Raw genomic sequence first — 20,744 nt, forward strand, 5'->3', positions numbered from 1 at the left:
GCAGCCGCAGCTATTTTTACGCTGCGAGTGCGTGCAGCGACAAACCAGAAGGAACAGGTTGGGCTCAATGCGGGCGAAGCTGACTTCCGACGTTGAACGCCAAATGTCAGCATTCCTGCTTTTTGAGGTCTATGTTACTCTACTTTGAGGACGCGCCTTCAGCGTGAAACACTGATCCTCCCGGTCATTTTCAGACCGTCTCGAATGTTCAGTCCCATCATGGTGAGATTTGCAGCACCGGCGACCAATTCGACAAGCTGAACAAGGTAGAAGGTGCTATCGAATTCGCCAGCAGCAGCCTTGCCAGCTAAGAACCAGGCGGCCGGTACGAGTATCAGCAAACCGTTCAGCGCGATGATGGGCATACGTTTTTTCTTGGCTCTCGCAGGCGCATCCTTGCGTCTCCGGCCCATGGCCATGCCCGATCCGCCGACAATTGCCATCGCCGGGATGAGGATAAACATGCCCTTAAGGATCAAACCCTTGACGGCTGCTACCGTCTCGTGGCTGGCGAATAACTCGCTGAACACGGTGGAGGTCCAGAAGAGGAGGATTATTAGGAAGCCGATGCCGCCCGCAATTGCGTGAATGCGTGTTTTCATCTCTATTTTCCCTGAATTGGTCTATTTCCTAGGGTCCCGTCAGACCGTGCAGCAGTTCGGTACGGCAATCTTTTCGAAGAGGTGCGGCGCGGTCACTGCACTGGATGGGTAGTGACTGAGGGCCTTTTGAAATTCAGGATTCGAAAACGCCGCGCGAAAGTCGGCCACAGAGTCCCAAATGGCATAATTCAGATACATGCTGCTTCCGCCGATAGCCTTATGCATCTGAGTGCTGATGTAACCCGGTTGTTTCTTCATCCAGAGAGCATCGTCTCTCCATGCCGCAATCAGATCGTCGTGATCATCCGGATCAATTGTGAAGAGGTTGACCAATACCACCGGGCCGGCGTCGACACCCAGTTGTTGTTCGATTGGAAATTCGGGATCGAGGGGTTCGAAGTTGACCATCTGTTTTGCTCCGTAAGTGCATAAATATGGTGACATGTTGTCATATTTGGGCACTAACCATATTGACAATATGTTGTCAACATTTCAGATTGTGCCCATGACAAACAAACAATGGACGGAGGCCGGAGAGGCGGTGACAGCGCTTATCCTGGATGTGTTTCGGCTGAATGGCCGATTGCAGCTTGCTGGTGATCGGCTAGTGGCCGAACTTGGGTTGACCAGCGCGCGCTGGCAGATTCTTGGTGCCATCGCCTATGTCGATAGACCGGAGTCTGTCGCGTGGCATGCGCGCGCGATGGGCGTTCACCGACAGGGAGTTCAGCGCATCGTCAATGAGATGGAAAAAGAAGATATCCTGGAGTTCCGACCAAACCCGCATCACAAGCGTGCGCAACTTGTTGTGCTCACGACCAAAGGTCAAAATCTGTTTGACGCTGCGCTCGCGCTGCAAGTCCCGTGGGTGAATGACCTGTCTGAAGGTCTGTCATCAAATGACATCGCGACCACGCAAGAAGTCATCGGTCTCCTGAAAAAGCGCCTTGAAGCAAGCTCGACCTCACAAGGCGAGCGCTCCATCCAATACTGACGTTCAGTCGACTCGCAGCATCGGTTACTCTGGGCTCATCCCTGCCATGCATCTTGCAAGATGTAGAGAAGCTGTCGCTGAACCCATTGGCCTGCTTGGCCCAAAACGTGTTGTTCGGTCCAGGCTACCCGAAGCGGTTCGTTATCTTGTGAACCAGCCACCAAACGAAGCCAATCTGGCCCTTGGCTGGCATTGTCAAAATCAGTCCACAAATCAGAGGCTAAGTAACGGCTTGACGGCTTGGAAGTTCGAAAGCGGCTTCGAGCGCTGCGGTATCCTCGTAGAACTGATAATGTCTTATCATTCCGGTTTCGACTTCGCAGATCAGCGCCCAATCTGACACAAAGTCACGACCGGTCGATCGAATCCTGTGATGGAAACGTCCCCACAACGCGACGTGGTTGCCTTCCGAGATCACGTGCTTTGTAACAAACTCCCGGGTGTCGAAATTGGCAGAGAGTGATGTGAGGAAATCACGCGCACCGCTTTTCCCGCGATAGCTGCCGTATAACGGCAGATACTTTCGAAAAGCATCACCCAGCACCGCCACAAACACGGCGTCGTCAGCTACAAATTCCAATGCAGCGTCGATACCTCTACCCCGTAGAGCGGTAAAAAATCCGGTTACCGCGTCCTTTGCTGACAAGGCGCCAGTATGTTCAGACATCCTGTTTCTCCTGTTTTTGTGGTTTATAAAGTTCGGTGGATCGACCAATTTAAACCCAAGGCTGTGAACGTTTTCTGAGAACGTCAGTGGATTGCACCAGTTGAGTCTCCTCACAGGTCGATCAGTGCGGCACCGGCCTTTGTCGTCCGATCGCCATTGATTGCGTTACGGGGGAAGGCCAAAGAGAGGCGGTCAATGTCTTCGACCGTAAGCCGAAGATCCATTGATCCGATGTTCTCATACAATCGCTCCGGTCGGCGTGTGCCGGGGATCGGGACAATATGATCACCTTGCGCGAGCAACCATGCGAGCGCGATTTGTGCCAGTGTGGCATTGTGTTTCTTGGCGATGAATTGCAGCGCATCCAAGGTCTTGAGGTTCTGATTCAGCACGTCTGGCGCGTAGCGCGGGATAGTTCGGCGAAAATCCCCCTCGGCCAGGTCATCCGCAGATCGCAATGCTCCCGTCAGGGCACCCCGCCCCAGCGGGCTGTAGGGCACGAATCCGATACCAAGCTCTTTCGTAAGCGGTAGAATTTCATCCTCCACATCGCGACTCCAGAGCGAATACTCCGTCTGGATAGCCGTGATCGGATGCGTTGCATGTGCACGGCGGATCGTTTCCGGTGCAACTTCGCAGAGCCCCAGCGCCCGAACCTTCCCTTGATCTACAAGACGCGCCATTGCGCCCACGGTGTCCTCGATGGGTACGTCCGTGTTGCGCCGGTGCAGGTAGTAGAGATCGATCATTTCAATACCCAGGCGGCGCAACGACGCGTCGCAGGCCGCCGATACATACTCCGGCGAGTTGTCGACCGGGGAGAAACCGACCAAGCAGTTCCTCGTTTGCGCCATGACCGTACATATCTGCGGTATCCAGGAAGTCGATTCCACGGTCGAGCGCCGCGTCGAGCGTGGCCAGGTTCTGGGCCTCGCTTGAAGGGCCATAAAATTCACTCATGCCCATGCAGCCAAGCCCCAGTGTAGAAACGGTGAAGCCGGTATCACCAAGTGTGCGTCGTTTCATTTCATGTCCTTCCTCATGTGACTGTTAGGGCGGTCTGCCCGATTATCCGCGCCGGATTCCGGGAACGGTGTGTGGATGAACTCGGAGCGTGCGCGGCAGCATTGCCGATCATTGATCAGTGACCAGCATGTCGGCGGCAAGATCAGCCAGGGCCCGCCCCAGCGCATCGTGCATCGGCGCGGTCATGTGGACGCCGTCGATACTGTCGATGGTGACCACCTCACCTGCGTCGAACACGTCAAAATTTGCTTCACCGCCCGCTGCGATAATGGAGGTCGCCACCGCGCGGCTGCGCTCCTGAGACCCCTGTGTGACCGCGGAAATTGGCGTGGCCGAGGTGTCGCCGATAGCCGGAGGTGCCACGACCAGAACCGACGGCGTGGAATAGGTGGTCGCGACCCCGCCATCGAGCGAACGGATCTCTTCCACAATTTTGATCACGTCGGCCCCAACCTCTGCCGGATCAACAGCGAGGTCGGACCGGGCGTCGTTGGTGCCAAGCATCACCACGACAAGGTCCAGCGGCAATGCCGCTGCAACCGCCGCCCGGATGTCTTCCAATCCTGCGAAGGCCTCCCCCGCGACACCATTCTGCGCCTCTGGATACCCCGTATTCACGGTTCGACCGCTCAGGCCGTCGACGATCACGGTGACGTTGTTCAAAGGCTCCTCAAGAGCGGTTTCCATAACGCCTGGCCAACGAACGCTGTCGGGGTAGCGCGTTGTTGGAAATCCGGCCTCGCTGGGAATCCAGCCCCAGGTATTCGAGTCTCCGTATGCGAGGATGCGGGGCTCGGCCAGGGTGGCGCCAGCGTTCAACAGGCAGAGCGCGACAGCGGCTGTGACAGATTTGATCATGGGAAGTCCTTTCGGGTTCGCGGTGTCCAGACGGTGACCGCCGGATGGAATACCCAGCGGAATTCCTGCTGGTCTATCATCTCGGGTTTGAGCTTGTTACAGCTAAGATTGAACGCTAACTTTGCGAAAACGAGAAGTGGTACATGGATTGGGGTGACCTGAAATTCTTTCTGGCCGTCGCGCGCGATGGCACGCTTTCAGCAGCGGCGGAACGTCTGCGGACAACCCCGTCCCGCGTATCGCGCCATATCGAGGCACTGGAACAGGCGATTGGACAGGTCCTGTTCCGCAGGTCGCTGGATGGCTATCGCCTGACGGACGAGGGACGCGCCCTATTGCCACGCGCCGAAGTTGTAGAAGGCGCAGTGCAGGCCCTCGGGGCGGCCACATCTTCCGAGGTTGCGGGCCGGGTCCGGCTGGCCACGACAGAGAATATCGCCACTCATCTTCTCGCGCGGTCACTACGTGACTTGCAGGACCGCTATCCCGACCTGCGGCTGGAACTACAGACCAGTTCCGCGGCCATAGATCTTATTTCGGCGGAGGCCGACGTTGCTTTGCGGCTGGTACGCCCGCGCGCCGGGAATCTGTCGGTGCGCCTGCTTGGACGCCTCGCCTTTGCGGCGTATCAGGATGTGACTGGCGCAGGTCAACGCGGGTTCATCACCTGGATGCCCGAGATGGCAGACTTGCCCGCAGCGCGATGGGTCGAACGATCCGGGGCACCGATTGTCATGAAGGCCAGTTCGCTGAGCGTGCAGCACGAGATGGCCGCGCAGGGATTTGGCCGTGCAGTCCTGCCTTGCTTTCTTGGCGATCCCGATCCGCGCCTTATGCGGATAGGCGAGGAGATCCGCGAGGCCGCGCAGGATCTCTGGCTCGTCACGAACCGCGATCTCGCTGGCTCAGCCCGTGTTCGATGTGTAGCAGATACCGTTGCAGCCGCGATTGCGGAGCAGCGCGATCTGGTTGAGGGACGCAATTGCCCGTGATTTCGCTCGAAACGAGAGTGTACCGCAGCCATTCTCAGCTTCGCGGTGGCTTTTCGAGAGAAACCGATCCATGCCAAGCCGTCCCTCCTGCTCCAGATGTCATCATCGGGTTGGCCTACGGATTGCACTATCAAAATCTGAAATTGCGCTGGCAACTGTAAACCGCCTTTAATTCAATCGCAGCGAAAGTGTGTTTCCGTTTGCGATCTTGTTGCAGCGTGCCTGAATGGCTTCAACGTCTGCTACGTTGCAAATCAAATTTTGATGGCGATGCGGCGAGAACCCTTCTACACGTGAATTAGCCAAAAAATCGAAAAGCCCGGTTTGGACTCGGAACCGCCTTCCGCGCCGCAGCTGACCTAATACTTTTGGGCCGAACAGCAACTACGTCGATGGCCCATAACAGTCGTACTTCGCGGCCACGTTCGCCGCAGTGCAGCTTTCGCAGAGCAGATCTTTGTCGATCGCTCAGCATTTCTAGCCATCAGATGGCCGTACTGCGTGGACTCTCAGGACCTGTGCGAGCGCGGCGGATGCACGTGCGGAATGCACAAAGCGACACTCGCTTTTGCCGCCACCTGTATATGGCGGCGCGGCAATTGTTGCCGTGCCGTTCGTTCGAAGTTGTTTCGCCTGCAGAGAACCCAATCCGCCAGTTTGCGGCTGGCGGACTCAGCGATCGAGATCCGCCGCGCTGGACCTTTCCTGCCCTACGCCTGTTCAGCGGTCCCGATCTTGTCCCAAAGCTCACTGGCAACGACACCGGGCGGCTGGTCTCTGCGTCTCATCTTGAAAATCATCGTTCGACGTATGGGGAAGCTTTCCAGGTTTAGCGAAAGCAGATCACCCAACCGTCGCTCGTCCTTTGTCATATGATCGGGCAGACCGCCCCAGCCGAGGCCAGCCAGAATGACCTTTTTCTTGGCGGCGAGATCGGAGACGGTCCATTTCAGCCCGCCCGGCAGCAAGTCGCGGCTCTGGTCATGCGCAGCACCACCAGTGCCAGCTGCCACCACCTGAACGTAGCTTTGCATTTTAGATGCTGAAATTGCACGGGAACTGGCTGGCACGTTCAGATCCGGGCTTGCCACTGGGCGTATTGTCACTTCCGCAACCGGCTCTGCCTCCACATCGTCCAGCGGCACTCCGTCAAGAGAAGCGAGGGCAATGTCCGCCTTGCCTTCCATCAGCCGGGCAATCGGGCCGCCCATCATTTCCATCCGCAGCCGGAGATGGGTCGCAGGGTGCCTCCGTCCAGTGTCGGAAAGCGCCGTGAGCAAAGGGTCGAGATCCAGTGTTGCGCTGACGGCAATATTCAGTTCCGGCTCTTCGCGGGCGCGCAGCCGGGCCGCTGTGGTTCTCAACCCCTGCATCTGCCGCAGCACCTTCGACGCCTCGCGGTAGAAGATCTCACCCGCCGGGGTGAGCGAGGGCCGGTAAGCCGCGCGGCTGAACAGCTCCAGTTCCAATTCCTCCTCAAGCTGGCGGATTGTGTGGCTGATGGCGGATTGTGACTTATGCAGCCGATCAGCCGCGCCGCGGAAGGTGCCGGTTGAGACTATCGCCTCCAGGGCAAGAAGCTGGTCGTGTTTCATGCATCCTCACTTGATTAGTTTTTTTGATAGTTATCTTGAGAACACAATATTATCAATCAATCATGACGCGGGTTAGGCAGAGGGCATTGCTCAACACAGGAGAATGCCATGAAACTCTACTACAAACCCGGCGCCTGCCCGATGGCCAGCCATATCGCCCTGCATGAAACGGGCCGTCCGTTTGAGATCGAAGCTGTCGATACGGTAAAAGGCCAGACCGAAAGCGGCGCAGACTACCGTGCGATCAACCCCAAAGGATATGTTCCGGCCCTGGGCCTGGACGACGGTAGCATTCTGACCGAAGGGGCGGCTGTTCTGCAGTATATCGCGGACAGCAACCCAGAGGCAGGTCTGGCACCGGCAGCCGGTACATTGGCCCGGGCCCGAATGCAGGAACAGCTCAATTGGATCGGGACCGAACTGCACAAGGCCTTTGGCCCGCTGTTCCGTGAGGGCACGCCCGAGGCCGGCAAAGACGCAGCGCGCACCGCTGTTGCGGGCAAGTTCGATTTCATTGAGACGCAGCTGGAGGATGGCCGCGAGTGGCTGGTTTCGGATCGGTTTTCCGTGGCGGATGCCTATCTTTTCGTAGTCTCGAACTGGGCGAATTTCACCGGCATCGACCTGTCTCGCTGGCCCAATCTGGCGGCGTTTGTGAACCGCAGCGCCGCCCGTCCGTCTGCTCAGGCTGCAATGCGCGCTGAAGGGTTGATCCAATGACGCCCGCCGACCACAAAACGGTCGGCGAATTGATGGAGGTCTATTTCGAGGGCCTCCATCAAGCCGACAGCGCCATGCTGCGAAAGGTGTTTCATCCGAAGCTGGCTTATGTCTGCGCCACCGAAGGCGATGAACTGTATCTGGATCTTGAGACCTACATGAGCCGCGTGGACGGGCGGGAGCCGCCAGCCAAGCGCGGTGACCCGCGCGAGGAGGAGGTTCTGGAGATCGCATTTGCCAGCGACAGATTGGCCCGTGTCAGCGCCCGAATGACCATGATGGGGCGGGATTTCCATGACCTGCTGACCCTTGTCCGCTACGGCACAGAATGGCGCATCGTTGCAAAAGTGTTCTCTTATGTTCCGCGAAAGGACTGACCCATGCCTTATGTGAATATCAAAGTGATACGCGAAGGCGGCCCTGACGGCACAGGCCCAAGTGCAGATCAAAAAGCGCAGCTGATTATCGGGATTACGGACCTTCTGCACAACGTTCTGGGCAAGAACCCGGCCACAACCTTTGTGGTGATAAACGAAGTTCCGCTGGAAGACTGGGGCGTTGACGGTCTGCCGGTGCAAGAGTACCGGAAGCAGACGCAATGAAGACGCGGCTGACAAAGGCGCTGGGGATCACCTGTCCGGTGATCCAGGCGCCAATGGCATTTGCTGCGGGCGGCGCACTGGCCAGCGCCGTCTCCCGCGCTGGCGGGCTGGGCATGATCGGGGGCGCCTACGGTGATGCCCGCTGGATCGACCAACAGTTTGATATCGCTGCGGGTGTCCGCGTAGGCTGCGGGTTGATCACCTGGAAGCTTGCGGAGCGGCCGCACCTGCTTGACCGGGTGCTGGCGCGTGATCCCGCTGCGCTGTTCCTGTCATTTGGCAATCCGGCACCATTCGCTCCAGCGATCAAGGAAGCCGGTGTGCCGCTGATCTGCCAGGTCCAGACCCTGCGCGATGCGCGGCAGGCGCTGGACTGCGGCGCGGATATCATAGTCGCCCAAGGCGCGGACGCCGGCGGCCATGGCGAGGCACGTGGGACTTTTGCCCTGGTTCCCGAGATCGCCGATGAGATTGCACGCCAGAACACCCCGGCGCTGCTATGTGCTGCTGGCGGTATCATGGACGGGCGTGGCCTGGCGGCGGCCCTGATGCTTGGGGCAGATGGGGCGGTGATCGGTACGCGGTTCTGGGCCTCGAACGAAGCGCTGGTGCATCCGCGTATTCTTAAACGCGCAATGGCCGCGACAGGTGACGACACGATCCGCACGCGGGTGGTGGACGTGGTCCGTGGTTACGACTGGCCCGACCGGTACAATGGCCGCGTTCTGCGCAACTCGTTCATTCAGAAATGGCACGGCTCAGAAGACGCCTTGAAGCTGGAAGCGGGCGTTGTAGCGGCAAAATGGGCGGCAGCTCAGGAAGCCGGAGATATTGATGTTGCAACCGCCTTTGCAGGCGAGGGTATCGGTCTGATCCGCTCGGTGGCGGCTGCGGGCGACATTCTTGCGGATCTCATGGCAGAGGCGCAGCGGTGCCTGGCGGGGGCGGCTACCGCAATTGGCGGGCAAATCGAATGCGCCGCGCCGGCGTGACAATCCCGGCAACTCAGGAAACCCCAATTCGGGCACAGGCTGGCAGAAGCCCGGCCTGTGCCTTTCCCTTTAGGTATCAGCAGGTATGGTCCAGAACGAACTTGCCGGTGTGTCCGGGCGCCTCCAGTCTGCGGTGCGCTTCTGCGATCCGGTAAAGCGGCAGGATGTCCTCAATCGCAACGGCCAGGACACCCTGGGCCAACCAGTCCGCCAACGGCAGCAGTACCTGCTGATTGGCGGGGTTCTGAACCGTCACCGGGGTGATGCCTCGTGCTGCGGTGAAAACCCCGCCCGGCTTCCACCACTCAGGAACAATGGTTGCATAGGCCCCGCCATCCTTCACTGCAGCAAATGCCTGTTGACCATGTTCACGGCCACGCACGTCAATGGCGCCGTCCACATTCCGCGCCTCTTGGGCAGCCAGTTTCAACCCCAGAAGCGGCGCGATTGCGGCGGCCATTGCTCCGACAGCCCCCTCGGGGTTGTTGATCAGGACAGACGCGCCCGGCTGCAAGTCCAGCGCCTGAAGAGCCGCCAGCGCTGTGCTGCCGATCAATGGCACCGCTGCAGCTGTGCTGAAGGGAACCAAATCGGCAATCTTCACAACCTGGCTGGCTGGCAGCGCGGCATACTCCGCATGGGTGCCCACCAATGATCCCGGCTGCGGTGAAATCGCCATGACCCGGTCGCCATTGGTATATCCGTCCGTTCCAGGGCCAAGCGCCTCGACCGTACCCGCTGCGTCCCATCCCAGGATCATCGGGAAATGTGCCGGGTCATCGGGCAGGATCTTTCCCGATCGGACACCGGCATCCACCGGGTTCACGCTGGACGCATGGACGCGGATCAGCAGTTCTCCCGGCTTGGGTTCGGGGCGCGGCAGTTCTGCCATACAGAACACATCCGCTCCGCCAAAAGTCTCGATAATTACCGCTTTCATCTGTGCCTCCATAATTTTGTAGTGATCGTTAAATTATAAGCGGCTTGCCGGGTCAAGCACATTTGTGTAGTGATCGATAAATAACGGAGGCGACCTTGGGACGGCAGCGATCCTTTGACACAGATCATGCGATTGAACAGGCGATGCTGCTGTTTTGGGAGCGGGGATATGAAGCCGCCTCTATGGCAGACCTCAGTGCAGCCATGGGGTTGAATCCCCCCAGTATTTACGCGGCCTTCGGCAACAAACAGGCACTGTTCGATCGGTGCGCCGCTCATTATGCGCAAAGCGTTGCAGCCTACGCCCCCCGCGCCCTTGGCGAGGAAACAACCACAGAGAAGGCGCTGCGCCGCTATGTGTTCGAGGCCATCGAAGCATTCTCTGCGGAAGATCGACCCAAGGGCTGTCTGCTTGTCAGCGCCGCAACCAATTGCGGAAAGGGCAGCATGGGCGCACAGGAACTGCTTGCCGGATACAGGCAAGCCAGCGAGGCAATGATTGCAGACCGGATCCAGCGCGGTATCAACGAAGGGGACATGTCTGATTCCACCGAGCCGAATGTGTTGGCGAAATACGTTGCTGTGCTGATTCAGGGGCTTGCAGCGCAGGCTCGTGATGGGGCAACCGTTGACGAATTGCACAGCGTGGCAGAGCTTGCACTCAGTCTGATTGCCGTACCATCATAACAAATCGGAAGGCCACTTGTTGGTTTCTGTCACTTTGGCCTCAATTACTGGACGCAGATACATGTCAGGGACATTTGCTCCGACTTTGTGCCTCTAATTCTCCGATATCTACAGATTGACAACCCGCGATCTGAAAGACACTCGGTGGGGAATACAAATGGTCGCTGTGCCCTTTCACGTCTGACTGACACTCAACTTATCCCCAAAATGCACTTAAGAGTACAGTCCGGCATGTAAGGGCACAGTGGCATCTGAGCACCGAGCACGCAGCAGCATTTAAACAGCTCGCAGTTTGTTCATCGGAATCGCAACGCCCTTGCGATACCGACTCCAAAAATACTGCAATGCTTGTGCTTGGCGAACGCCACTCTATACCAAAAACTGCGCCTATTGAGCCGCGCTAACGGCGGCTTTCTGCTTTTCGTTCAGGTTATCCGTTTCATCCAGACCAGGGATGGCGACGCGTACTTCGCGGCGAGCAAAGTCGATGCCGTTTTCCTTGAAGGCCGCCTTGACCCGGTTGAAGATTTCCTTGCGCAGGGTGAACTGCTTGCCCGGTTTGGCCATGAACTTGCCACGGATAATCATGCCGACATCGTCAAAGTCGAACACACCTTGTGATTTGAAAGGCTGCAGGAAGCCATCTTTGTGAACCTCGTCCGCCATCATCTCGGCACCGATTTTCTTGAAGATCTTCTTGACCTTGTTCGGATCGGTGTCGAAAGGCACGGTGAACTTCAGCTTCATGATAACCCAGTCGCGGCTGTAGTTGGTCAGCTTCTGGATCTCGCCATAGGGAATGGTGTGCACCGGGCCGCGATGGTGACGCAATTGCATTGAGCGGATCGAGATTTTCTCGACCGTACCAGTTGTGCCGCCGACATCCACATATTCGCCGACGCGGAAAGCGTCATCGATCAGGAAGAAAATCCCGCCAACAATATCCGAGACCAGCTTCTGGGCGCCGAAGCCGATGGCCAGACCCAGGATGCCGGCACCAGCCAGAAGCGGTGTGATATCCAGACCCAAGGCCCCCAGCGCGAGCAGCACAAAGATCACCGCGATCGCGACCTGAGCCGTGACCCGCAGCAGCGGCAGAACAGTGGCCAGACGCGAACCGCCCGAGCCGCCGCCTTCACCAGCTTCTTCATCGGGGCTTTGATCCGCTGTCTGTTCCTTGGCCAGACGCCGGTTGATCCAGAGCGAGACAACCTCGTTCAAGATGTAGCCAACCGCGATAATGATGAAGAATTGAATCAGTCGGCTGCCGTCTTCTTCGCCGCCACCCGCGATTTCTTGCAGGTTCAGGTTCCAGGTCTTGGCGATCATCAGGATCACCAAGATGCCGGCCAGTACGCGGCCAATGCGAATATAGCTGCGTTTGGTGGACCTGTAGGCTTGTTCAGCCACCGGACCTTCGCCCAGCATCGGCGGCTGCAGGTGGCGAACCAATCCGCGTATCAATGTGTCCAGTGCCGGGGCGATCAGCAGCCAGAACATGGTGGTGAAATGAGCGCCTTGCAGCAGGATGGCCCGGATCGCCGGATCACGCTGTGCAGCCAGAAATTCGACCAGCAGCCAGATCACCGCAGACACACCGATCGCAAAGTAGGGGTAATAATGCGCGACCTCTTCATCGAACTTGGTATGATCGGGGTCGGTGCCCAGCATCATCTGTGACAAGCCTTCACGTGCGGTCCAGGCGATGACGCCGATATAGATGTGAATCGCGGCATTCAACCAGAAGCCAATGCGTGTTTCACCGTCGGTGATGCCGTTCAGTCTGTTGAAGTGCAACAGGAACAAAGTAAAGCCAATCAGGATCAACAGGCCAATCAAGTTGCGATACAGGTATTTCGCCCAGTGATCGTCGGTATTGACCAGGCGGTATTCCGGCTTGTTCGGGGCCAGAATAAACCGCGACGCCGCAGCACCCAAACGGGGAATCCAGATGAGGTAGAATACAAACGGCGCGGCGTAGGTGATCTGTTCATGTGTAAGAAGCCCGCGTCCGACGGCTCGGATGACTACATAAAAAACGACCAGACCGGCGATCTCGTGACAAAAGCGGACGAACAGGTATCTGACGGCACCCCAAAGATCGTTCTCGTCTCCGATATCAGCCTTTGCGTGCCACTTGCGCGTCAGCAGGCCGAACAGTTTTTCGGCGATGAAACCGACAACAAGAACGCTGAGCACTAGCCCCACTAGCAATAACGCTCCGTTGCCTCCGAAATTGGTGATGAAATTGTCTGCCGCATGTGCCTGAGCACTGAAAATATTGGGGATCGTAACAACGACATGGGTCCAGGATGCGACCATCTCGGCCCAGATTTCGTTGATTTCCGTGATCGGATCTTCCCGTTCCTCGGCGGCTGCCGCGTTCTGTTCAGCGACGGCATCCAGACGTTCCAACAGGATGGAACGCACCTGATCATCAGACATGCGCGCAACCATGTCATCGACTTGTTCGGGCGTCAGGTCTTCGGGAATTGAGACTGCCGCGGGTGAATCCGTTGATGACGTGGTGGGCACCTGTGCGTGCAATGGCCCGACCAGAAGCAACAAGCCAATCAGGGTAACACTAGAGAATAGCCGAAACATATGTCCCACTTTGTCTATGAGATGAAATTGAAAAGCTGGCCGCATCTGGTCAGGCTTGAACACCCAAAACCTGACCGGATCGACGTTCTTACGCTACAGCATTCCAACGACCTGGAAAGCTGCATAGGCTTCAATGTAAACCGCCACCGCGTTGCGCGTTGATTACAGTTTGCTCCAGCGGGTTGTAGCCTTCGGGCACCGGGACAAGATTGACCTCTTCGGCGTATTCATCAAAGAACGCCTGCATTTCTGCGACGAGGTCTGGCATGTCTGCGGCCAGGTTGCTGATCTCGGACGGATCGGCAATGGTATCGTAGAGCTCCCATTCTCCTGTGCCTTTTGGCGGTGGATTTTGGGACAGCTTGTAGCGCCCTTTGAACACAGCACTGGAACCGGCCAGCTCATAGCCGACTGGGTTGTCTTCATTGCGGACGGTATCAAGCGCACCAGACAAAACCGGCACCATGCTGATCCCACTGGGTGGGTTGATCTCGCGACCGTCATAGGTCGAGCTTGGTGTCTCAACACCTGCCAGCTCAAGCAGAGTTGGGACAACGTCCAGGACAAAGGCGAAGCTTTCGACCTTTGTGCCTGCGGCGACCATTTCGGGGTAACGCACGATCAGCGGGACACGCAGGCCCCCTTCTGTCGAGAATGTTTTGTAGTAACTGGCAGGTGTCGCTGCAGCTGCGGCCCAACTCGGACCGTAGTCCGCATAGACCCCTTTCTGTCCCATCGACGAGAAATCGCCCTGGTAATCCTCCATCCACACAGTGTCATAGTTGGTCTCATACCACTCACGATAGTCGGGTGAGAGCGTCAGCTGGTTGGGGTCCGGGCCGTTGTCAGACAAAAACAGGATGACGGTATTGTCCAGTTCACCCTTTTCTTCGAGATAGGCGAAAATCTCTCCAATATTTTCATCCATATTGTCGAGCATACCTGCATAGGTCTGCATCCGGCGGGCATGGAAAGCCTGCTCTTCACCCGACAGCGCGTCCCAATCCTCAAGCCGCCATGGATCATAGCTGGTTTTGTCCATTGAAGTATCGAGCGCGACTTCCGGAGAAACGATCCCAAGTTCCACCTGACGCGCCAACCGTTTATCACGTAAATCGGCAAACCCACTGTCGTAGACGCCGTCATACTTATCGATGTAGGGCTTTGGGGCCTGGTGGGGATAGTGCACCGCTTGATAGCCTACCCACGCCAGAAAGGGCTTTCCGTCATCTATGTTGCTGTCGATATAGTCGATAATGGTGTCTGTGTAGTGCTCTGTTGAAAAATAGTCTTCTGTGGGCAAAGACACGAGTTCGTTGTCTTCATAGTAGTGAACGCGTTCATAGAAAGGCGCATAGGGCTGTTCGACCCAGTTGTCCGCACCGCTTTCACCCAGCATGAAGGAACGATCAAATCCACGCGCATAAGCAATCGTGTCCTCGTCATGCCCCAGATGCCATTTCCCGGCCATATAGGTGTGGTAGCCCGCATCACGCAGCAATGTGGCAACTGTCACCACGCTGTCGTTGAGATGCCCTTCGTACCCTGGCTTACCAAATTGATTATCCGCCTGAATCTCGAGCATATTGCCCAGACCCGCCAGGTGGTTGTCCACCCCGCTGATGAGCATGGTTCGTGTTGGTGAACAGGATGCGCCAACGTGAAAATTGGTAAACAACATCCCCTGAGCTGCGAGCTGGTCGATATTTGGTGTCTCGATCTCGCTACCGAATGCCCCAACGTCCGAGAATCCCATGTCGTCAGCGATCAGGATCAGGAAATTGGGACGCGCATCTTCTTGCGCTGCTGCGGTTGAAAAACCCAGTGCCGCCAAAGCGGGAAAGATTGGAAAACAGCGTCTCATAACAGCTTCACCTCAAAATTCGTTTCTGCCGCGCTCCAGCACCGGCAACACAGCTTATCGTTGCGTATTGAAGCAATCGTTGCGACAGTTTGTTGCTTATGTTTCAATGTGCGGAACGAGTGAGTAAAATTATGAAATCAATGTTGCGGCCCCTGATTGTCGCATGAAAAACTTGTCACAGAAGCGGTGGCCGCCGAAGGGTATCAAACATGATCGACACAAAGTTGGCCGTCGCAGTGAAAGCTCTCGCGCGTTTGGGAGGATTTCGAGAAGCAGCCGCAGCCGCCGGGGTTTCCCCAGCCACGTTGTCCCGTCGGATTTCACAAGCAGAGGACTATGCAGGACAACTACTATTTGAGCGCAGCCGAAACGGAACCACGCTGACCGATGCGGGTCATAAATATCTTCAACTCCTGTCCGATTTGGACACGGCGGGAAATGCTTTTGAACGCGGCGTCGCGGCTTTGCGCAATGAATGTGGAGACCTTCTTGCGATCGGGTGCGGCCCACTCACGACGCGAACCATTATTTCACCCAGTCTCGAAAAACTCCTTTCCGAGATGCCGGACCTGCGGGTCCGGATCGATGTGAGGGCCACCAAAGAGCCGCTTGAAGCTCTGCGCAGCGGCAGCATCGACATTGCAGTATGCGACCTCACGCATACACCGGACTTGAGTGACCTTGAGATCCAGGTAGCACACCGTAGGCCCGTTTCATTCTGGGCGCGACCAGCACATCCTATTCACGCAGAAGTACCGGTGACTTTAGACAAACTTTTTCGACAGCCTCTGATGACGCCATTTCTACACAAGCATTGGCGCGCAGCGTTCGCAGAAATCCTTGGAGGTGACGCTCAGGCCTGGGAGCTTGCAGAGCGTCTCCCTCAGATCGAATGCGACGATTATGGGTTGCTCGTCGATTTGGCGTGCCGATGCGACATTGTGTGTGGCGGTATGACCGACGCGTTTGCAGAACATGCAACGCTTGAACGCCTCAAGCAGGTTGCCACTCAGACTGAAATTCAATGGAATATCTGTTTCGCGCGCCGAAGAAACCACCGTTCTAAATCTTTGGATGTGCTTTGGCGGATATTGCGGACGAAATTCGGGGAGTAAGTCGATTTGCCAGATAAATACCTTTGGGACCGACTACAAATGCCGCACCTTAGCCATTGTCTTACAGGTTGCTCCAGCATGGCGCCCAAGAGACGGGAAGTTTCTTGGCTGACCGAAACCATGCAAGCTTCTTGTAAGTTAAGTTGGAACCGTGCAAGCCGCCGAGGACGATATGAGTTTCAGTCTTACTAAGCCAAAATCATCGATAGAGCTCATCGAAAACAGCGAAAACAGTATTTTGAGATTGTTCGAACCCTTCAAAGCAAATCGAGACTGCAATCTGAAACGGTTTCTTCCCTTCCGATGGTTGGGCCTTTCGCGCGAGCACCTGGCCGGGACACCTGAGGCGACTCAAACCGTCATCTTGGGTGATTGTGAGTTCGGTAACTACAATGAAATTTTGAGGACCCGTCAGGAGCAATTTGGTGAAATGCCTGTTCACTCGGGTAGTCAATTTCTATGAACTCAGCTACCAGCTACGCTCTGGCGGCTTTTTTTTTGGCGCATATCGGCGTTGCTTTTTGGGCGAGAACAAAGCGTCGCGAAACGATGGAGAGTTTTTATCTCGCTGACCGCGATATCGGCATGTTTGCCCTGACGGCCACCCTCGTCGCCTCCGCGGTGAATGCTCTCGCAGTCACCGGAACCCCATCGCTATTCTACACTGGCGGTGTTCTATTCTCGCAGATGTTTGTTGCAGTTTTTGTGACGTCGGCACTCGTTTGGTCCTTTGGACCGACGATCGCCAAGCAAGGACGCCAAGGTGGAATTGTCACCCAGGCGGAGTATTTCGGCCGTCAATACGGATCCCGCACTGTTCAGTTGTTTGCCGCCCTGTTGGGACTTCTGTCGCTGCTCCCGTTCCTGGCCGCACAGATTGTCGGCGTCGGCAAAATTCTCGCCGGTGTTTCCGGCGGCCAAATCCCGTTTGAAACTGGAGTGATGAGTTGTGCGCTCGCTATCGCGATCTACGTGTTCTTTGGTGGTGCAAGAGCCGTTGTCGCGAGCGATGTTCTGCAGGGCATCATCCTCCTCTTATTCCTACTTGCCGCCGCTGTTGTTCTGATCAGTGCGCAAGGGGGAGTAGTTGAGGTTCTCACCCAAATTAGCCTGTCTATGCCGGAAAAGCTCGTTTTCTCCGCGGACAATTTACCGCCTTTCATAGACAATTGCCTGTCCTGGTCATTTGCGTTCTTTCTCTGGCCGCACATGTTCCAGCGCCTGTTGATGGCACGAACGGAAACTCGAATCCGGTACGTCGCTACCATGAGTTGTCTGTCCTATTCTATTGTCGTACTTTGCATCCTGGCTACAGCGATGGCCGCGACAGTGCATTTCGGCGATGTTCAAATCGATCCGGATCGCTTGGTACCGGCCGCGTTGAGCGCGCTGTGGCCAGTTGGTGGGACTATTCTAGTCGTCGCAATATTTGCCCTCGCCATGAGTACGATAGACAGCATTGTCCTGACTTCCGGATCAATCTTGTCGCGCGATTTCCTGTCACAACCGGCACGATCTGGAGACGAAGTGCATAATACCGCAGTTTCGCGAGGTCTGGTTTTGCTCATTATGGCCCTGGCGATTTCGATTGCGGTGACCGACTTCGGCACACGAACGATTGTTCCCTTGGTCACATTAAGCGCATCGATCGCGACACTGGCGCTGTGGCCATTGCTCGGTGCGGTTTGGAAAAAAACAAGCGCCATGGGTGTTATCATCACACAAACCAGCGGCCTGTCAGCTATGATCTACGTTTATTATACTGGAGACAGCCCGTTTCATCCGCTGGGCCTAGCCTCTACTGGCTTTATTGTTTCGGCTGTAGTGTTTCTGACAATGACGCTAATCTTTTCACGCAAGAACTAACTTAGTCAAAAGCTATCTGCTGTAACCGATGTCGCGGTGCCCTTAGTTCCTGACCGCGGACGTGTTCAAGGCGGAAACTCAGGTTTCTGCGCCCCTAATTTCAGTGCTCTTTCTGCGCTTTTGAACCCGCTTTTTTGCAATTCTTGTCATTCTTGGTTTGACGCGCGAGTTCACTGCAGGCGTAGGGCGGAGCCGCTGCGCGGACAACGTTGCTCGCTTTGATCCTCGCGGCGCTGATTGGCGACCAGATCCTGTGGCAGACGCTCTATAGCCGCTGGAAGCGCTATAGCGACAAGGGTGTTTGCCCGGATTGTGGAAGGGCTTGCCGCTGAGCATTCCGATCACAAGGCGATCATGATCGACGCACCTTATCTGAAGGCACATCAAACGACCTCAAGCCTTCGGCTGAAAAGGGGGAGCGTGGACGTCTGATTGGACGCACCAGGTGCTCACGCAGAAACTCTGGAAATACATTGTGTTGAGGCGACCCGCTTCCCATTCCCGATAGAGTGCGACCGCAGAACTCCAACTGCGAGAATCCTCTAAACCTCAAATGGTCAGAAACGCCCGGGCATTTCTGGTCGTCCGGGCAATCAATCAGTCCAGTTCCAAGCGCAGGTATATTTCCCCGGAAACCATTCCGACGCGCTCGAAGCCAGTCAATTCGGACAGGGCGTCAGCAAACTGGGCCGAATCCGCGGTCAGATTGGACCGGACCCGCTCGGGGTCAATTGTATTCAGCGGATTTGTCGCGCCCAACCGGGTCAATTCCTTCTTGATCGCTTGCTTCATTTGCTCTCCTCCTCCTAACTATCTGTTTTCAATCAGCGTGTCTTTCCAACAAAGACCGCCCATAACAACCCAAGGTTCTGGCACCATTCTCGCAACATAAATTTCCGGAAGCCGCGCAATAGACTGGCCTCGGCTCGGCGATACAACCGTTCGATATGCGGTGGCCCGCAATATTCATCGACCCCATGCCGGATCGGTTTGTTTGACCACGTCACCCAGGACGGGCCCAAAAGACACCGTCGCGAAATCAAGCCAGCCCACCGAAACCCGACAGAGTTTCGCATGGATTTCTCAAGCTGACGTCCCGTGCCAATGAGGGCCTACCCGCCATGTTTGTCAGGGAATTGCTCGAGGCCTGTAACCGAGAACCGGACAAGCTGGATACCCTCCAATGGCACAATTGTCCAGTGCTGGCGGTTCCTAGGAACCGTCCACCCCTGTCGGTATCAGCGAAGCCTGAGCGAGAACAGGAACGCCAAAACCCCACACACGGCGATGGAAGCCGTCAGCGGAACCACCGTGCCGTCAAAAAACGGAGCACTGACCGCGATGGTGACCACGCCACACAGCATCTGCAACGTGCCCATCAACGATGACGCGGTTCCCGCAATATCGCCGTTATCTTCCAGCGCCAGGACGCCCGAGGTCGGGATCGCCAGCCCCAGGAACGCATTGCCGAGGAACAGGCAAACGGTCAGAACCGCCAATGACTGAAAGCCGACCTGCATGAGAACAAAGAGCAAAGCGGTAAACAGGGCAAAACCGGTTGCACCGATGAAACAGACCTTTTGCATGCTCCAGCGTTGCGCCAGACCGGCTGCCATCTGTGACGCCGAGAAAAACCCGATGGCGTTCACGGCAAACGCGATCGAGAACTGCTTGGGTGTCAGGCCGAACTGACCGGTATAAACAAACGCAGCCGAGGCTAGGAAGACAAAGAAACTTCCGATGCCAAACCCGCTGAGCAGAACCAGCGACATGTAGGTCGGGTCCTTCAGCAGGCGGCGAACGCTGCGCCAGATGTCACCCACCCGTGCCGGGGTCTTGTTTTTCTCTTCAAGTGTCTCAGGCAGACACATCAAAAGCAGAAAAGCTCCGACTGCACCTGCAACGCCGAGAGAGATGAAGATCCCCCTCCAGCCAAAAAAATCGGTGACGAAGCTGCCGACAAGCGGCGCAAGCATCGGAGAGGTCGAGATCACCAGCATGACGATGGCGATCAGGCGGGTGGCTTGAATGCCGGTATACCGGTCCCGTACGATGGCGCGGGGAACCACCATGGCCGCGGACCCTCCCGCGCCCTGAATGAACCGCCAGACCGCAAGTTCCGTCAGTGTATCGGCTGTCGCGGCACCAAAACTTGCAGCGATAAAGATAGCCAGCCCCACCAGCATCGGCACCCGGCGCCCGATGCTGTCTGCCCATGGTCCGTAGATCAGCTGAGTGATGCCGAAGGATGCGAAATACGCGACCAGAGTGACCTGAAACGCGGTCTCCGAGACGGCGAGGTCCCGCGCCATCTGCGGCATCGATGGCAGATACATGTCAATGGCGAACGGGCTGATCGCCGACAGAAGGCCAAGGATTGCTCCCAGGACGTAGAAGCCGGGCTTCAGGCCAAATTGCTGTTCAGGTTCCGGCAGAGCGCAAGTTTCGCCCCCGGCATATGCGCTGGGTTTCATCTTGTTTCGTCTTTCCAAGCTGGTGCGGCCGTCAAAACCGGCCAAAAATTACCGAACTCGCGGAAAGCCCGGCGCAAAATCACTATGTCTCACTTTGGAACCAGGCATGAGGTTTTTCGTTAGCGCTGTCAAGCGCTCATGCCTCCA

19 protein-coding genes and 2 pseudogenes are annotated in these 20,744 nt (G+C 56.6%); 10 read left to right on the forward strand and 11 right to left on the reverse strand.

Translation table 11 applies throughout. The features are described 5' to 3' along the window. Positions 1-158: 158 nt before the first annotated feature. Positions 159-602: a hypothetical protein gene (locus ACOQFT_RS11520; protein WP_421598065.1), complete on the reverse strand. Its 444-nt coding sequence runs from the start codon at positions 600-602 to the stop codon at positions 159-161. 39 nt (positions 603-641) lie between these two features. Continuing rightward, positions 642-1,010, reverse strand: a complete 369-nt coding sequence (locus tag ACOQFT_RS11525) for an antibiotic biosynthesis monooxygenase family protein (protein ID WP_421598066.1) — start codon at positions 1,008-1,010, stop codon at positions 642-644. A 97-nt stretch (positions 1,011-1,107) separates the two neighbouring features. On the opposite strand from ACOQFT_RS11525, the gene ACOQFT_RS11530 reads away from it, so the two are divergent. Then, positions 1,108-1,596, forward strand: coding sequence for a MarR family winged helix-turn-helix transcriptional regulator (locus tag ACOQFT_RS11530; protein WP_421598067.1), 489 nt, complete (start codon positions 1,108-1,110; stop codon positions 1,594-1,596). Positions 1,597-1,816: 220 nt separating this feature from the next. Here the strand turns inward: ACOQFT_RS11530 and ACOQFT_RS11535 are convergent, their stop codons facing one another. From ACOQFT_RS11535 to ACOQFT_RS11545, 3 genes and pseudogenes are all read right to left on the reverse strand, one after another. Further along, the gene (locus ACOQFT_RS11535; protein ID WP_421598068.1) at positions 1,817-2,263 is read right to left on the reverse strand and encodes a nuclear transport factor 2 family protein; all 447 of its coding nucleotides are present in this window, start codon (positions 2,261-2,263) and stop codon (positions 1,817-1,819) included. A 110-nt stretch (positions 2,264-2,373) separates the two neighbouring features. After that, positions 2,374-3,289: pseudogene (locus ACOQFT_RS11540) on the reverse strand (aldo/keto reductase). A 108-nt stretch (positions 3,290-3,397) separates the two neighbouring features. Further along, on the reverse strand, positions 3,398-4,147 hold the full coding sequence (locus ACOQFT_RS11545) for a GDSL-type esterase/lipase family protein (protein ID WP_421598069.1): 750 nt from the start codon (positions 4,145-4,147) through the stop codon (positions 3,398-3,400). Positions 4,148-4,290: 143 nt separating this feature from the next. On the opposite strand from ACOQFT_RS11545, the gene ACOQFT_RS11550 reads away from it, so the two are divergent. Next, positions 4,291-5,139 (forward strand): LysR family transcriptional regulator, encoded by an 849-nt coding sequence (locus ACOQFT_RS11550; RefSeq protein ID WP_421598070.1) that lies wholly within the window; start codon positions 4,291-4,293, stop codon positions 5,137-5,139. 710 nt (positions 5,140-5,849) lie between these two features. Here ACOQFT_RS11550 and ACOQFT_RS11555 read toward each other — a convergent pair. Continuing rightward, positions 5,850-6,734: a LysR family transcriptional regulator gene (locus tag ACOQFT_RS11555; RefSeq protein ID WP_421598071.1), complete on the reverse strand. Its 885-nt coding sequence runs from the start codon at positions 6,732-6,734 to the stop codon at positions 5,850-5,852. Between the two features lie 108 nt (positions 6,735-6,842). Here ACOQFT_RS11555 and gstA point away from each other — a divergent pair, with 108 nt between their 5' ends. From gstA to ACOQFT_RS11575, 4 genes are read left to right on the forward strand one after another with little or no spacing between them, the layout of a single operon-like run. Further along, the gene (gene gstA / locus ACOQFT_RS11560; protein ID WP_421598072.1) at positions 6,843-7,454 is read left to right on the forward strand and encodes a glutathione transferase GstA; all 612 of its coding nucleotides are present in this window, start codon (positions 6,843-6,845) and stop codon (positions 7,452-7,454) included. Then, entirely contained in the window at positions 7,451-7,831 is a 381-nt protein-coding gene (locus ACOQFT_RS11565) for a nuclear transport factor 2 family protein (RefSeq protein ID WP_421598073.1), read from the forward strand. Before gstA ends, ACOQFT_RS11565 begins: the two co-directional genes overlap by 4 nt. A gap of 3 nt (positions 7,832-7,834) precedes the next feature. Beyond that, positions 7,835-8,056 carry a tautomerase family protein gene (locus ACOQFT_RS11570; RefSeq protein WP_421598074.1) on the forward strand — a complete coding sequence of 74 codons (222 nt, stop codon included), beginning with the start codon at positions 7,835-7,837 and terminating at the stop codon, positions 8,054-8,056. Further along, positions 8,053-9,048, forward strand: coding sequence for an NAD(P)H-dependent flavin oxidoreductase (locus ACOQFT_RS11575; protein WP_421598075.1), 996 nt, complete (start codon positions 8,053-8,055; stop codon positions 9,046-9,048). The genes ACOQFT_RS11570 and ACOQFT_RS11575 overlap by 4 nt, the downstream gene beginning before the upstream one ends. A gap of 76 nt (positions 9,049-9,124) precedes the next feature. Here ACOQFT_RS11575 and ACOQFT_RS11580 read toward each other — a convergent pair whose 3' ends face one another. Then, positions 9,125-9,988 (reverse strand): NADP-dependent oxidoreductase, encoded by an 864-nt coding sequence (locus tag ACOQFT_RS11580; RefSeq protein ID WP_421598076.1) that lies wholly within the window; start codon positions 9,986-9,988, stop codon positions 9,125-9,127. Positions 9,989-10,131: 143 nt separating this feature from the next. On the opposite strand from ACOQFT_RS11580, the gene ACOQFT_RS11585 reads away from it, so the two are divergent. Next, entirely contained in the window at positions 10,132-10,674 is a 543-nt protein-coding gene (locus tag ACOQFT_RS11585) for a TetR/AcrR family transcriptional regulator (protein WP_421598077.1), read from the forward strand. A 387-nt stretch (positions 10,675-11,061) separates the two neighbouring features. Here ACOQFT_RS11585 and ACOQFT_RS11590 read toward each other — a convergent pair whose 3' ends face one another. After that, positions 11,062-13,278 (reverse strand): mechanosensitive ion channel family protein, encoded by a 2,217-nt coding sequence (locus tag ACOQFT_RS11590; protein WP_421598078.1) that lies wholly within the window; start codon positions 13,276-13,278, stop codon positions 11,062-11,064. A 130-nt stretch (positions 13,279-13,408) separates the two neighbouring features. Next, the gene (locus ACOQFT_RS11595; protein WP_421598079.1) at positions 13,409-15,142 is read right to left on the reverse strand and encodes an arylsulfatase; all 1,734 of its coding nucleotides are present in this window, start codon (positions 15,140-15,142) and stop codon (positions 13,409-13,411) included. A gap of 209 nt (positions 15,143-15,351) precedes the next feature. Between ACOQFT_RS11595 and ACOQFT_RS11600 the strand changes: the two genes are divergently transcribed. The 3 genes and pseudogenes from ACOQFT_RS11600 to ACOQFT_RS11610 all read left to right on the forward strand — a co-directional run. Beyond that, positions 15,352-16,257, forward strand: coding sequence for a LysR substrate-binding domain-containing protein (locus ACOQFT_RS11600; protein WP_421598080.1), 906 nt, complete (start codon positions 15,352-15,354; stop codon positions 16,255-16,257). A gap of 459 nt (positions 16,258-16,716) precedes the next feature. Further along, positions 16,717-18,123 carry a sodium:solute symporter family protein gene (locus ACOQFT_RS11605; protein WP_421598081.1) on the forward strand — a complete coding sequence of 469 codons (1,407 nt, stop codon included), beginning with the start codon at positions 16,717-16,719 and terminating at the stop codon, positions 18,121-18,123. Positions 18,124-18,380: 257 nt separating this feature from the next. After that, positions 18,381-18,569: pseudogene (locus tag ACOQFT_RS11610) on the forward strand (IS5/IS1182 family transposase); the annotation flags it as partial. A gap of 151 nt (positions 18,570-18,720) precedes the next feature. Here ACOQFT_RS11610 and ACOQFT_RS11615 read toward each other — a convergent pair. After that, complete coding sequence (locus ACOQFT_RS11615) at positions 18,721-18,915, reverse strand: hypothetical protein (RefSeq protein WP_421598082.1); 195 nt, start codon at positions 18,913-18,915, stop codon at positions 18,721-18,723. Between the two features lie 446 nt (positions 18,916-19,361). Then, entirely contained in the window at positions 19,362-20,597 is a 1,236-nt protein-coding gene (locus ACOQFT_RS11620) for a multidrug effflux MFS transporter (RefSeq protein ID WP_421598083.1), read from the reverse strand. Positions 20,598-20,744: the final 147 nt, after the last annotated feature.

This window comes from Ruegeria sp. MALMAid1280, from assembly GCF_049195285.1.
In the GTDB taxonomy this organism is placed as follows: Bacteria; Pseudomonadota; Alphaproteobacteria; order Rhodobacterales; family Rhodobacteraceae; genus Ruegeria.

Excerpts from the sequence above, each read along its gene's own strand:
- ACOQFT_RS11520 (WP_421598065.1), bottom strand. The coding sequence starts at position 602 with ATGAAAACACGCATTCACGCAATTGCGGGCGGCATCGGCTTCCTAATA.
- ACOQFT_RS11525 (WP_421598066.1), bottom strand. The coding sequence starts at position 1,010 with ATGGTCAACTTCGAACCCCTCGATCCCGAATTTCCAATCGAACAACAA.
- ACOQFT_RS11530 (WP_421598067.1), top strand. The coding sequence starts at position 1,108 with ATGACAAACAAACAATGGACGGAGGCCGGAGAGGCGGTGACAGCGCTT.
- ACOQFT_RS11535 (WP_421598068.1), bottom strand. The coding sequence starts at position 2,263 with ATGTCTGAACATACTGGCGCCTTGTCAGCAAAGGACGCGGTAACCGGA.
- ACOQFT_RS11545 (WP_421598069.1), bottom strand. The coding sequence starts at position 4,147 with ATGATCAAATCTGTCACAGCCGCTGTCGCGCTCTGCCTGTTGAACGCT.
- ACOQFT_RS11550 (WP_421598070.1), top strand. The coding sequence starts at position 4,291 with ATGGATTGGGGTGACCTGAAATTCTTTCTGGCCGTCGCGCGCGATGGC.
- ACOQFT_RS11555 (WP_421598071.1), bottom strand. The coding sequence starts at position 6,734 with ATGAAACACGACCAGCTTCTTGCCCTGGAGGCGATAGTCTCAACCGGC.
- gstA (WP_421598072.1), top strand. The coding sequence starts at position 6,843 with ATGAAACTCTACTACAAACCCGGCGCCTGCCCGATGGCCAGCCATATC.
- ACOQFT_RS11565 (WP_421598073.1), top strand. The coding sequence starts at position 7,451 with ATGACGCCCGCCGACCACAAAACGGTCGGCGAATTGATGGAGGTCTAT.
- ACOQFT_RS11570 (WP_421598074.1), top strand. The coding sequence starts at position 7,835 with ATGCCTTATGTGAATATCAAAGTGATACGCGAAGGCGGCCCTGACGGC.
- ACOQFT_RS11575 (WP_421598075.1), top strand. The coding sequence starts at position 8,053 with ATGAAGACGCGGCTGACAAAGGCGCTGGGGATCACCTGTCCGGTGATC.
- ACOQFT_RS11580 (WP_421598076.1), bottom strand. The coding sequence starts at position 9,988 with ATGAAAGCGGTAATTATCGAGACTTTTGGCGGAGCGGATGTGTTCTGT.
- ACOQFT_RS11585 (WP_421598077.1), top strand. The coding sequence starts at position 10,132 with ATGCTGCTGTTTTGGGAGCGGGGATATGAAGCCGCCTCTATGGCAGAC.
- ACOQFT_RS11590 (WP_421598078.1), bottom strand. The coding sequence starts at position 13,278 with ATGTTTCGGCTATTCTCTAGTGTTACCCTGATTGGCTTGTTGCTTCTG.
- ACOQFT_RS11595 (WP_421598079.1), bottom strand. The coding sequence starts at position 15,142 with ATGAGACGCTGTTTTCCAATCTTTCCCGCTTTGGCGGCACTGGGTTTT.
- ACOQFT_RS11600 (WP_421598080.1), top strand. The coding sequence starts at position 15,352 with ATGATCGACACAAAGTTGGCCGTCGCAGTGAAAGCTCTCGCGCGTTTG.
- ACOQFT_RS11605 (WP_421598081.1), top strand. The coding sequence starts at position 16,717 with ATGAACTCAGCTACCAGCTACGCTCTGGCGGCTTTTTTTTTGGCGCAT.
- ACOQFT_RS11615 (WP_421598082.1), bottom strand. The coding sequence starts at position 18,915 with ATGAAGCAAGCGATCAAGAAGGAATTGACCCGGTTGGGCGCGACAAAT.
- ACOQFT_RS11620 (WP_421598083.1), bottom strand. The coding sequence starts at position 20,597 with ATGAAACCCAGCGCATATGCCGGGGGCGAAACTTGCGCTCTGCCGGAA.